Below are 12,290 nucleotides of genomic sequence, written 5' to 3'. Positions count from 1 at the left end.
CAGCGTAGTAGAGCCCACTCAACCACTGCGTCTTGCTCGACAATCCAAATAAACATAGAAAGAGGCTAGGAATTTTGTCCCAGCCTCTTTCTTGTTATTCGTAGTCGCCACCGGTAAAGTTAAAGTATTCTTCTAGGCTTTTTCCTGAAGCTGCGACGTCTTTTGCATCTTCTCCAATATAGCGAAGGTGCCAACTTTCAGGCATGTAGCCTGTGCTCGCCTCTTTGCCTTCTTGATAACGGACGATAAAGCCATACTTGGCAGCATTCTTGAGCAACCATTTGCTTGCCTCTGCTTCTTGGACCAGATTGCCACTGGTATCGATGAGGTCAAATGCTAGACCTGTCTGGTGCTCACTATATCCAGGACGAGCTGAGTAGCGATCCGCTGCAGCTGCTCCGTCTTGATTGACATAGCTTTGGTAGAGATCAACCTGGGTCTCATAACTGCGGAAACCACTGTACTGATCGCTGATAGCATAGCCTTCTGCCTGCATGGCTGCAATCAACTCGTGCAAGGCCGCAACAGCTGTTGGATCCTCACCTGGATTGTAGTCTGCAGCTAAGGGATAGTGCTTGTTGGCGATGACGATATCTCCAGACTTCCCTTGAACACTGTAGTAAGAACCATTGAAAGAAACGCCTTGGTCTACTGTGACTTCGCCAGCCTTCTTCGTTGACTTTTTGCTATCATCAGACGAAGTTGCTTCAGAAGCACTGGTTTCTTTGCTGGCTGACGACTGAGCGACTTGCTTACTGGAAGCTGGCTCTTTTGGCGTCGAACTCTTTGACTCCTTCTGTTGCCCACAAGCGCCTAGGCACAAAAGAACAAGGCCTGCAAGCGTCCATTTTGTCATGCTTAATTTCATCATTAAACTCCTAATTATCAGCTGTGACCGCGATAGCCGTAATCACGTAGGTATCCCCTACTGGTTTTAGAGTATAGGTCTTGTCCTTGCTACTCTGGCTATCTTTTCGGCTGGTCACATAGTGCACAGTATATTCTTCATGGGTTTTCACGATGATCATTCCGTTCTCTTCGGTAACGCTGAGGACGTTGAAAACACCTGGTGTATAGTAGTCGATTTCAGCCTTCTTGACGCCACCACCTGTCGTCCACTCCACCATTTCCTTGTAGGCATCACTTGAAGTGTCATAGTACTTGGAGTAGGTGTTGGATCTACTTGAGACAGATGAGAAGATTTCTGTCCGGTAGTCTTGGAGGAAGGAGGTGATAGCAGTTTTCTTCTCTTCTGCCTTCTTGGCTTCTTCTTCCTTGGCTTTACGAGCTGTTTCTGCATCTTTTAATCGTTTGGCTACATCCTTAGAAAGCTTCAAAGTGATGACTTCATCATCATCCGGAGTTTCACCAATCGTAACCTTGGCCTTTTCAGTTGTATAGCTCTCATTGTTGAGACTAAAGACTGCATGGACCTCGATTTCTTGATGGGCTACGACATCGACTTCAAATAGGGTACTTGTGCCGACTTCCTTGCCATTCACGGCTACCTTGATATCCGTTGGATTGCTGACTTCCTCTGGGAATTCAATTTCCAGAAGTCGTTTCTCAGAATTGAAGGTCAAGTCCAGCTTATTCTTCGAAGCTTGAGCTGGATCTAGCTTGACCTCACTAGAGATCTTTCCAACTTCGGTCTTACCATCTAGTTGCATGTCTCGTGGCGCAAAGTGAACCTTTCCAAGCTTGGTCGTTTGGTTCTTTTTGAGCACAGTCGAGTCTTTTTCGCTGGTCTTAAGCTTGGCATCATCCAGATTCGTAGTTGCTGTGACTTCAAGTGGATAGGTCGCGATGCGGTATTCTTGGAAGATACCGAATTTCTTATCCGCCTTCTCGATTCCAATCAGTAGATTCTGATTTTTGTCCTTGACGATCCCTGTTTTTGAAGACTGGGCGATATGATCTAATTCGTAAATGACATCAATCTTCTGAGCCGTCATGTAGTCAAGCAAGCCTTGAGCTTCTTCTTTGGTCCACTTATCTTTATCATTTGAAAGGATGCTAGCCACTTCCCGGTAATCCTTTTGTTCAATGGCTGTGACCAATTTGTCTACTGTCACCTGTGGGCCCGTAGTTGTCGAGAAGTAATAGCCTAGTCCAGACAAGGCCAAGACCAACAAAGCAAAAATACCAAAGAAGAAAACTTTCTTTTTCTTGCCCTTTTTCTCTTTTTTGACTTTCTTTTCTTTCTTTTTCTTGCCTTTCTTGCAAGCTTCTTCTTGCTCTGGCGCTTCTACTGGCACTAGGGCTTCAACTGGCTGGGACAGACTTTCTGGAGCTTCTGATGGACTCTCCACTGGCGCGAAGACCTGTGTTGTTTGATTGGTCTCATCCAAGTTAATCGTTGGAGCAGGTCCTTCTACGATTTCAAAGTTCTGGCTACGAGCTGATTCAATCTCTTCTGGAAGTGGTGCACGTCCATAGAGGGCGAAGAAACGCTCTTCCCAGGCCTGTTGGAGTGGATTTACAACTGCTTCTACCACTTCCTGCTCTCCTAGCCCTGGCACTTCAGACGCCACTTGGTCGATAGCTACTCCGGCAATTGATTTGATTGCCTTAAAATCAAAGCCGGAATCTCTTCCGGCAATGAATTCTTCAGGAGTAGGTTTGCGACCGATTACTTTTTCAAATAATTCTACCCATTTTTTGTTCATCGGTATGTTCTCCTAAAACCTAAATTATTTTTATCCGATAGTTGTTGAACAAGAAATTATGACCGTTTCCCTATCTGATTAGAAGAAGGAAGCGATATAGAAGGATACTTGTTCTAAAATGCGTCTGTCAATGATGCCAACAATGGTAAAGATGACAAGAATGACTGCTGTAGAAGCAAGGAGCAACAAGAATTTGTCAGCTTTGAATTTTGTTCTGTTCAAACCTTGGTAAACAGTGTAGAGCAAGCCCAAGAAGTAGAGAACAAAGATCAAAGATAGAAGGAAGCTAAAACCTTCAAAGTACTTGACTAGAGAAAGGATCAAGACAATGAGGGATGCAGGCAAGACATAGATAGACAAGCGAGCAAACTCATCAAATGAACGTTTGTAGGTGTATTCTTTATCTTGCAAGACAAGGTTACGAACCAAGAAACCAGTTAACTGAGTGGCGTAAAGTGTAAAGAAAGTTACAATGACAATCAACAAGTAAGCAGTAAATCCTACCTGAGCGTATGGGAAGGCACTCGCCACGAAGAATAGTGAGAGGCTAAGGATAAATGTTGTTAACACATAATGAAGGATACCATTCAAGATTTTTGGTTGATTTTCTACTGTTGGGCGAGCCAAAGCAGAAACGATCCATGACCAGAATCCTTTCATCGCTTGACCAAAAGCGTTTGGTTGAGCAGGTTGTGCATAATAGGCTTGACCTGGTTGAGGTTGACCTGGATAAGGTGCTTGTTGGAATCCTTGACCTGGAGCTGGTTGACCAAATCCTGGTTGTGGCTGTTGTTGAGGCGCTTGTTGGAAGCCGTTTGGTTGAGCACCAAAGAATGGTGCTTCTGGAGCAGCATTAAACTGTGGTGCTTCTTGAACTGGTGCTTCTGGCGCAGCAGTATATTGTGGCGCTTCTTGCACAGGCGCTTCTGGTGCAGCAGCAAATTGTGGCGCCTCTTGAACTGGTGCCTCTGGCGCAGCAGTGAATTGTGGCGCTTCTTGAACTGGTGCCTCTGGTGCATCAGCGAATTGCGGTGCTCCTTGTACTGGTGCTTCTGAGGTAGCAACGTACTGTGAAGTCACTTCTTCTGGTGCAGCTGGAGCAGCAACAAAGCCAGCGTTTACTTGGTCTGGAGCTACTGGAGCACCTACAAATTGTGAAGCTTCTTGGGCTACCTGTTCTTCTTGGAACTCACCTGCAACCAACGCTTGAGCGATCTCTGCTTCAGTTGCTGAACGACCGTTCACAGCTTCAAAGTAATCAAGCCAATCCTGTTTGATCATAAAATAATCTCCTTATAAAACAAAATACAGATATATTATATAAAAATTTTAGCTAGAATTCAATGTTCTACCGGAATCCACAAGCTGGGCCATCCCAACTACTCAAATGCATCCATGCCACCTTGGACGTTGGTTACATCATAGCCCGCTTCTTCCAAAAATTGACAGGCACGGGCTGAGCGCCGACCAGACTTGCAGATGACATAATAGGCTTGCTCCTTGTCTAGTTCTGAATAGCGTTCTGCCAGTACTGATAAGGGAAGTAAGGTCACTCCGTCCAGATGAAGGGCATCATATTCCTCCTGTTCACGGACATCAACAACTTGGATTTCTCCTGCTTGGTACTTTTCTAAAAACTCATTAAATGGAATTTCTTTCATCATTTCTCCTTTTTAATGCCACTATGGCAAGGTTAGTATTTCATAGTTAAAGTCAATGGACTCTAAAAAGCGGAATAGGTCTTGGGTTTTGATAAAGATGGTCTTTTCATTGGTGTTCGGATGGAAGGTCATGATCTCCTCTGACACAATGTCCTGATCGAAATAGACGAGAATATCTTTTTCTTCATTGTTTAACAGGCCAAATGGGGATACTGTCCCTGCTGGTAATTGCATTTTTTCAGCTAGCGATTCAGCTGAAGCCATGCGGATCCGATTGGCTCCTACTTGCTCTTTGAAGTTATCCATGTCCAAGGGTTTCTGATCATCCATGATGAGCAGATAGTACTGGGTTTTCTTTTTGTTGGTCAAAAACATGGACTTTGTTCGGACCCCTTCGAGACCTTCAATATAGGAATCGGCCTGCTCAGTAGTCAATGCTGGAGGATGTTCCACCACATCAAATTCAATCCCGAGTTCGTCCAATTTGGCTTTGACTTTTTGATATGTATTCATGGCAATACCTCCTATTGTGGTTATTACTCATTATTCTTTTTGAACTCTCTTAAAATCTGCTGAACCCGAGCCTGGAGAGCTGGCACCACTTCTGCCTCAAACCAGGGGTTCTTGGCCATCCAGATCTGGTTGCGAGGTGAAGGATGGACCAGAGGGAAATAGTCGGGCAGATAGTCCTTGTACCGACGTACCCGCTCTGTCACCTTGCCACTGACCTTCTCATGGAGATAGTAGGCTTGGGCGTACTGGCCGATCAAGAGGGTCAACTCTATATCCGGACACTCCTTGAGGAGTTGAGGATGCCACTTTTCCGCAAAGCCCTTGCGGGGTGGCAGGTCCCCTGACTTGCCATGACCTGGGAAATAAAAGTCCATGGGAATGACCGCAAATAGACCCGAATGATAGAAGGTTTCTTCATCGACTCCCAACCACTCCCTTAGACGGTCTCCACTCTTGTCCTTCCAATAAAGGCCTGCTTCTTGGGTCTTGAGACCAGGCGCTTGGCCAATAATATTGATCCGAGCAGTCTTTGGCGCCGCAAATAGGGGCTCGATCCCTTTATCCGTATAGTCTTTGTTTTGTGGATCGGCCATGATGGCCTCTTTGATCCGCTCTAGTTGCTCCATTTCTCCTCCTCTAAGCAAAAACTCAGCCAGCAAGTGCCGACTGAGTAGCGTCTTATTTGATGAGTTCGTAGATGGCTTCTGCGTAGATTGCAGCTGCACGGTAGAGATCTTCTACATCCGCAAATTCATTGGCTTGGTGCATGGTGTTCACATAGTCTGGGAACATGGCACCGAAGGCAACTCCACGTTTCAATAGACGACCAAAGGTTCCGCCACCGATTACTTGCTCATGACCTTTCAGTCCGGTTTGTTTTTCATAGACACGCAAAAGCGTTGAGACCAATTCATCTTCCATTGGAACATAGTGAGGGGTGTGACCGTGGGCAGACAAGCTGACGGATGCCACTCCTTCTACTTTTTCAAGTCCAGCTTTGATAGTTTCTGGATCTGTTCCTTTAGGGTAACGGATGTTCAAGGCAATGGTGTTATCTGAGCTGTTTTCATCGAAGTTGAAGACACCCGCATTCATGCTGAGAGCCCCCATCTTTTCATCCACATGGGCAATGCCAAGCTTCTCACCAGCAAAGTCTTCGTGGAGAAGAGATGCTGACACTTGCAAGTATGCTTTGGCATCTCCACCGAAGTCAAACTGGTTCAAGAAGAGAGCCAAATAAGTTGCTCCATTGATTCCAGCTTCTGGAGTAGAGCCATGGGCAGATTTCCCGATAATGGTAACTTTAAATTTACCGTCATCCTCTGTTGTCACTTCATAACGAAGTTGGTGTTCATTGGCAAAGGCCTCCAATAGACTAGCTAGATCTGGTAATTGGCCAGAAACGACTGCTGTCGCTGACTCTGGGACCATGTTTTCACGAAGGCCACCGGTGAAGCTATGAAGATGCGCTTGACCTGTATTTTGACCACCGAAATGAAGGTACTCGGTAATGTTTCCTTTTTCCCCGTTGATGATTGGGAACTCCGCATCTGGAGAGAAGCCAAAGTCTGGATCAGGAAGTCCGACGTGTTTGAAATAGTAGTCCATATCGCCCCAGCCAGATTCTTCATCTGTACCGACCACGAAGCGCACGCGCTTAGATACTGGCAATCCCAAATCCTTGATGATCTTCAAGCCGTAGTAACAAGCTACTGTAGGTCCCTTATCATCTGATGAACCACGCGCATAGAGCTTGCCATCGATAATCTCAGGTTTATAAGGGTCTGTATTCCAGCCGCTACCTGCAGGAACCACGTCCATATGGGCAAAGATCCCGAGCTCTTCTTCCCCTTGTCCAAAGGTGAAGTGTCCAGCATAGTTGTCCACATTGGTTGTTTCGTAGCCATCTCGCTCAGCAATTTCCAAGAATTTCTCAAGAGCTTTGACGGGTCCAGGTCCATAAGGGTGAGTCGCATCCGCCTGGCTGTCATCCCGTTCTGAGTTGATTTCCAAGAGGCTGAAAAGGTCAGCCATCATTTCTTCGCGACGTTTTTCTACTTCTGCTTTAAAGTCAATTGTTGTCATGCATTCCTCCGTTATTTCGATTTAAATTGAATCCTCTAGAATCCCTTCAGCGACTGCCAAAGGATTCTAGAAAACCGGACTTGTATCGTACGAGACGAGGACCATCCGGTTCTTTCTGTTGTTATTAGCGTTTTTCGATGATTTCGTCTACTGGCAAGCGGTAGCTAGGTTCTACCTTCTCTGCTGCGTAACCAACCGTGATCAAGAGTTCTGGACGGAAACGCTCTTCGATTTCCAAGACTTCGTTGACTTTTGATTTGTCAAAGCCAAGGATGATGTTTGAGCCGATCCCTTGGTCCGTTAAGGCCAATACCAAGTTCATTGCGACCAATCCAGCATTCAATGCCAAGTAATCGCTAATCTGTTGTTCATTGTAGCGAGCATATTCTGCAGGTAGGTTTTGCATGAAGTATTGCAACTGCTCCTCTGTGAAGTTCTGGACCCCACCGACACGTGCAATCTTCCGAGCCCGACGTTGCAAATCGGTATCTGTAAAGAGAGCGATGGTCACAGGTGCTTCCATGACTTGGTCATAGTTCCCACCATAGGCTAGTTTAGCCAATTCCGCATTTTTCTGACGAACGACCACGAATTTCCATGGTTGGCTATTGTGCGCACTTGGCGCCAAGGTCGCAATTTCAATAGCTGTCCGCACATCCTTTGGATCGACCGGTTGGTCTGTGAAATGCTTGATCGCATGACGTTTTTTGTTGAGTTCTAGGAATTTCATAGTCAACTTCCTTTTCTAATTCTATTACCTCTATTTTAACACAAAATGAAAGAGCTTGCAGAGTTTTTTCATTGAGGACCCTGTTTCCTTTTCAACTAGGCTACCCGCCCTTCTATGGACTCAGATTATTCCGACGCAGGACTTTCTTTTTCAAAGAAGTGGCCACTAGAGTCTTGGATTTTGTTGATGATATTATCGTAGTGAGAATTTCTTTCTTCCTCATAGAGATTATTGATTTCTTGATAGTTCAACGGATTTTCAACCTTTGGTTCCGGCTTGCGACTGAGGAAATCAAGAGTCCCCAGAAGAAGCAAGATCAGAATCACTAAAGATGTCCAGCCAGTTTCCTTCTTAGGTAGCCGAACTCCCTTGGTCGAAAGAGATTTCCAACTAGGGGATTGAGGTAAGAGCTCATAGACTCTCTTTTGAGTCGGAAAGAGGGTCAACAATGCATACAAGGTCAGAAAGAGAAATGAGAAACTATGGACAGAAATCCAACTATATTTAATTTTCATCTTAAAGGCCTTATAACCAGCTCCCCCCATATACACTTCTAAGGCGAAGACGGCAATCATCAAAAGACAGAAAATCAGGAACTGGACTTTCCATAGCTTTCTCAATCCTAAATATTCTTTTTTGAGCGCCTCTTCTTTGTCCTTAGCTTGGTCCACTCCTACTGGAGCTGGGGTGCTTGGGTTTACTTCACTATTGCTTTCAGTTGACCCTACTTTCTTTTCAACTGGTTCTACCTGTCTAGCAAAATAGGCCTCCGCTTCTCTGATGACTTTGCTAAGGTTTTCCTCCACCAGCAGATAAGGAAAACCATTGATCATCCAATTGTCTTTCTTATCTGGTTTATCTGGCTTCATAACACGAAGAGCAAAGTGTCGTCCAACCAAGCTAATTGAAAATCTCGCATCATAATATTCAGATAGAACTGAAAAATCAACCCCATAAACAGTCTGATCCTCGGTCAGTTTTTTCGTTTCCATAAAGGAAACGTCCTTTGTAAACGTCGATCGGATTATCTCTTGTACTTGGGAAACTTTCTCTTCAATGGTAGCAGAATCAAGGGGGAGTGTTAAACCAGAAAACGTATCAGTGGAAGTATTCTCTTCTAGACTATCTTTAAACCAATCCAAGAAAGAAGTCATATTGGATACGGTTAGATCAATAGACTGTTGAAGTGGAAAGGCTTGGCTTTCTATGCTAGAAGCCATTGGGTCTATCTCTAAGAAGACAAACTGCTGCCCCGCTATCTCAAGGCTATAAAAAGCTGGATAATGAGGCAACAAACAAGTAAAGACAACCCTAAAGGGCTCATTCTTTTCGAAGGGTCTTCTCCAAAAGTCTATTTTTGCTATTCCCTCAAAGGTAGATTCTATCATTCTTTTAAGGAGGAAACGCTTTTTTAAGAGATTATCAGGAGTCAGTGCTTCAGATAACATCAGGCCTGGTTGATCCAGATAAGCTTTGATCTTTCCGAAGCTAGCTCGAAAACGATCTAGATCATACAAAAACTCCATCCCGAATCTTTCAGGCCCCCAGAGGAGTGATACATCGTTACCTTCAACCAACATATTTATTGCTGTCTTATATTCTTCAAGATGAATCTCAAGAATAAAAGTCGGACCATAAGCACTCCGGGCTGTCGTTTCTATGTCTACAATTTCGAAATGCTCACCAAAAACATGTTGAAGGGCTTGTCGGATATCATTTACCACAAGCTCTCTATGCTGATCAACAGTTAATCCCATTTCTTTATTACTTACCCCTTATGCGTATTTATAGACTGAAGGAAAGCATTAGCCTCCTTTAGATAGTCGTGTTGTTCAATCAAAGAAGTTAGGAGATCGAGGTTATGACCCCGATAGTTATCCTCGCGTCTCAATTCTTCGTACATCTCAATAAAAGGAAGGCCCTTGTCCTTGGCATCTTGGAGCTCTGCTTCATAGTCATAGGCTACCTTACGAAAGTGCAGGTTGGTCACCCCATCTTCTTCGACATCGATCAGAGCATACTGAGCTCTGTGGTTTTGAATTGGTTCCCAGTCGAAATATGGCATGCCAATAGTCCCTGGATTAAGAATCTGCTGGCCCTGACTGCCATAGCGAAGCAACTGCTTGTGGACATGCCCGTAGATCGCCATATCTGTCTGGTCATCCAGCAGTTGGTCAAAGTTCTCCGTCGCATTAGCTGGACGCAAGTCTCCACCGTAATTCTTTTCTGGCAAGTTGTGGGTCAGTGAAAAGCGAATACCATTGACCTCCTTCTTCTCTACCAAGGGGAGGGAGCGAAGCCAATCGATTCGCTCAGGATCTAGTCCTTCCATGAGGTACTGAGTGAGACGAAGAAGCTGGATCTCCTGCGGATCCTCAAGCCCGTACTCGCCATCTAAAGCCTCTAAGACACAATCGTCCCAATTTCCACGAACAGCCGCTGTAATCGGAATCGTATCTAGCAATTCAAAAAGGTCCTCTCTTCCAGGTCCCGGTAGCAAAATATCCCCTAAAAGCCAGTATTCTGTCGCACCTAGAGCACGCGCATCTGCAATCACTGCCTCCAGGGCTGTCGTATCTCCGTGTATATCAGATAAAATAGCGATTCGATGGTTCATTATAAACTCCTTATGATTGGTATTGTTCAGAATTCTCCGCCACTTCCATCAAGGGACTTGCTTCTGCTTGCTGACCTTGATGGAGCTTGGCTTGCACTGCCTCCGCGACTGCTCGTGGGATACCAACCGTGACGATCTCATCCACAGTAGCTTCCTTGATCTTGGTCAGTGACTTGAAGTGCTTCATCAGTAACTGTTTGCGTTTTGGTCCTAAGCCTTCGATGCCGTCCAGCTGGGAGGAGAAGGAATTCTTGGACCGGAGCTGGCGGTGGAAGGTGATGGCGAAACGGTGGACTTCATCCTGGATCCGTTGGAGGAGGAAAAATTCCTGTGAGGTCCGAGAGAGTTCGATGACTTGGAGAGGATCACCGAAAAGCAATTCATGGGTTTGGTGCTTGTCATTCTTTTGCAGGCCTGCGATAGGAATATCCAGCCCCAACTCCTCTTGGATGACTTGCTTAGCAATATTGACCTGGCCCTGCCCCCCATCGATGACGATCAGATCTGGTGGCGTCAGGCCATCCCGCATGACACGACTGTAGCGTCTGCGAATGACCTCCCGCATGCTGGCATAGTCATCTGGACCCACGACAGTCTTAATCTTGTACTTACGATAGTCCTTTTTGCTTGGCTTCCCATTGACAAAGACCACCATGGCTGAGACCGGACTGGTCCCCATGATGTTGGAGTTGTCAAAAGACTCAATGCGCACAGGAGTTGGGATTTGCAAGAGTTTTCCAAGATTTTCAATAGCACCTTGGGTCTTCTCCATGGATTTTTCAAGGAGATTAAACTTCTGCTCCAGACTGACACGTGCATTCTTTATGGCCAGATTGACCAACTGCTTCTTCTCCCCACGCTGGGGCTTGAGGACCTTGGTATCCACTAAGGCCTTGACCGCTTCCTCATCGATATCTTGAGGGATCAGGATTTCATTGGGGATCAGGTGAGATTTCTCCTGGTAAAACTGCCCCACATAGGTCAAGAAATCCTCGTCTGGATCATTGTAGTAAGGGAAGAGATTGACTTCGCGCTCGATCAGCTTGCCCTGACGGACAAAGAAGACCTGCACACACATCCAGCCCTTGTCCGCGTAGTAGCCAAAAACATCCCGATTCTGCAAATCCTTGGCCATGACCCGCTGTTTGGTCCGCAGGGTCCCGATGGCCTGGATCAGATCGCGGTACTCGGCCGCCCGCTCGAATTCCATGTTTTGCGCAGCGGTAGTCATCTTGAGCTTGAGCTCATCGATAATCTTGTCATCCTGCCCCTTGAGGAAATCAGAAACCTCCTGGGCCATGCCCTTGAAATAGGCTTCGTCCTTATGGCAGACTGTATGAGCCATACACTGCCCTAAATGGTAGTAAAAGCAGACCTTGGAAGGCGGATTGGTACACTTGCGGAAAGGGAAAATCCGATCCAAAAGCCGTTTGATCTCATTGGCAGCTCCCACATCCGGATAGGGACCGAAATAGAGGCCACCATCCTTTTTAACCTGGCGCGTGATGATGAGGCGCGGATAGCGCTCATTGGTAATCTTGATGAAGGGATAGGACTTGTCGTCCTTGAGCATGATATTGTACTTGGGCTTGTTCTCCTTGATGAGGTTGATCTCAAGAAGCAAAGCCTCAATATTGGACTCAGTGACGATAAACTCAAAATCTACAATCTCAGATACCAGGGCTTCGGTCTTGGTATCGTGGCTCCCTCTGAAATAGGACCGCACCCGATTGCGAAGGTTTTTGGCCTTCCCCACATAGATGATGGTTCCGTTCTTATCTTTGTGAATGTAACAGCCCGGACTCGTCGGCAAAAGCTCGAGCTTGGATTTAATCAAGTTATTCATACTCTCTATTATAGCAAAAAGAAGGATGTAAAATAATCCTTTCATGAATGGAAACAAACTATTATTTTACATAAGACAGTTAGATGTTTATAAAAAAGTTGAATCTTTTATTCATTTAAGAGGATCAAAAACTTTCCGCTGTGAGAAAAATGCCTGAAACATAATTGTT

Annotated in this window: 11 protein-coding genes; all 11 read right to left on the bottom strand. The window is 45.5% G+C overall.

Features of this window, described 5'->3' with window-relative positions:
* Window positions 1–94 precede the first annotated feature (94 nt).
* The 11 genes from ldcB to uvrC all read right to left on the bottom strand — a co-directional run bounded on the left by ldcB (window position 95) and on the right by uvrC (window position 12,121).
* Window positions 95–868 carry an LD-carboxypeptidase LdcB/DacB gene (gene ldcB, locus ADF75_RS01885; protein WP_048788955.1) on the bottom strand — a complete coding sequence of 258 codons (774 nt, stop codon included), beginning with the start codon at window positions 866–868 and terminating at the stop codon, window positions 95–97.
* A gap of 10 nt (window positions 869–878) precedes the next feature.
* Window positions 879–2,669, bottom strand: a complete 1,791-nt coding sequence (locus tag ADF75_RS10750; RefSeq protein ID WP_239665191.1) for a TcaA second domain-containing protein — start codon at window positions 2,667–2,669, stop codon at window positions 879–881.
* A gap of 78 nt (window positions 2,670–2,747) precedes the next feature.
* Window positions 2,748–3,950 (bottom strand): DUF6574 domain-containing protein, encoded by a 1,203-nt coding sequence (locus tag ADF75_RS01875; protein WP_048788954.1) that lies wholly within the window; start codon window positions 3,948–3,950, stop codon window positions 2,748–2,750.
* Window positions 3,951–4,048: 98 nt separating this feature from the next.
* On the bottom strand, window positions 4,049–4,330 hold the full coding sequence (locus ADF75_RS01870) for a rhodanese-like domain-containing protein (RefSeq protein ID WP_048788953.1): 282 nt from the start codon (window positions 4,328–4,330) through the stop codon (window positions 4,049–4,051).
* A 21-nt stretch (window positions 4,331–4,351) separates the two neighbouring features.
* Window positions 4,352–4,843 (bottom strand): prolyl-tRNA synthetase associated domain-containing protein, encoded by a 492-nt coding sequence (locus ADF75_RS01865; protein WP_048788952.1) that lies wholly within the window; start codon window positions 4,841–4,843, stop codon window positions 4,352–4,354.
* A gap of 23 nt (window positions 4,844–4,866) precedes the next feature.
* Window positions 4,867–5,469, bottom strand: a complete 603-nt coding sequence (locus ADF75_RS01860) for a uracil-DNA glycosylase family protein (protein ID WP_048788951.1) — start codon at window positions 5,467–5,469, stop codon at window positions 4,867–4,869.
* Between the two features lie 52 nt (window positions 5,470–5,521).
* Complete coding sequence (gene pepV / locus ADF75_RS01855; protein ID WP_048788950.1) at window positions 5,522–6,928, bottom strand: dipeptidase PepV; 1,407 nt, start codon at window positions 6,926–6,928, stop codon at window positions 5,522–5,524.
* Window positions 6,929–7,052: 124 nt separating this feature from the next.
* Entirely contained in the window at window positions 7,053–7,658 is a 606-nt protein-coding gene (locus ADF75_RS01850) for a nitroreductase family protein (protein ID WP_048788949.1), read from the bottom strand.
* Window positions 7,659–7,783: 125 nt separating this feature from the next.
* Window positions 7,784–9,415 (bottom strand): hypothetical protein, encoded by a 1,632-nt coding sequence (locus tag ADF75_RS01845; RefSeq protein WP_048788948.1) that lies wholly within the window; start codon window positions 9,413–9,415, stop codon window positions 7,784–7,786.
* 11 nt (window positions 9,416–9,426) lie between these two features.
* The gene (locus ADF75_RS01840; RefSeq protein ID WP_048788947.1) at window positions 9,427–10,275 is read right to left on the bottom strand and encodes a metallophosphoesterase family protein; all 849 of its coding nucleotides are present in this window, start codon (window positions 10,273–10,275) and stop codon (window positions 9,427–9,429) included.
* A gap of 10 nt (window positions 10,276–10,285) precedes the next feature.
* Window positions 10,286–12,121 (bottom strand): excinuclease ABC subunit UvrC, encoded by a 1,836-nt coding sequence (gene uvrC / locus ADF75_RS01835; protein ID WP_048689078.1) that lies wholly within the window; start codon window positions 12,119–12,121, stop codon window positions 10,286–10,288.
* Window positions 12,122–12,290 lie beyond the last annotated feature (169 nt).

This window comes from Streptococcus sp. 1171_SSPC (assembly GCF_001069335.1).
Lineage (GTDB): Bacteria > Bacillota > Bacilli > Lactobacillales > Streptococcaceae > Streptococcus > Streptococcus xiaochunlingii.
The sequence above is the reverse complement of the archived record's forward strand: the minus strand, read 5'-3'. Positions and strand labels throughout refer to the sequence as shown.